At 70.5% G+C, this 373-nt stretch carries 1 protein-coding gene; it reads left to right on the top strand.

The window, feature by feature from the left end; all coding sequences use genetic code 11:
* The coding region (locus KDH83_RS31985; protein WP_212323218.1) for a hypothetical protein at positions 1-373 on the top strand (373 nt) is incomplete at both ends.

The following is a 373-nucleotide window of genomic DNA, read 5'->3' on the forward strand; positions in this document are numbered from 1 at the left end:
GGCAATTGCAGGTCACGGCCGGCGGCAACGAGGTCAGCGCCGACCAAGCCAGGGTGCAAAAGACCGTCGCCAGCGGCAACGCGCCGGCCTTCGCGCTGGATGTGGGCGCGTTGGGCGGCATGTACAGCCAGAAGATCGTGCTGGTCGGCACCGAGCAGGGCGTGGGCATGCGCAACGCCGGCGCCATCGGCGCGCAGGCCGGCCAGCTGGTCGTCACGGTCGATGGCCGCCTGGAAAACAGCGGCACCATGCAGGCCAGGACGGATGCCCGGATCGACGCCGGCGGCGGTCTCGCCAATGCCGGCACTCTTAGCGCCGGCCGCGAACTGGCCGTGAGCACGCCGCGGGATATCGACAACCGCCAGGGTACGCT

This window comes from Achromobacter sp. Marseille-Q0513, from assembly GCF_018195695.1.
Lineage (GTDB): Bacteria > Pseudomonadota > Gammaproteobacteria > Burkholderiales > Burkholderiaceae_B > Achromobacter.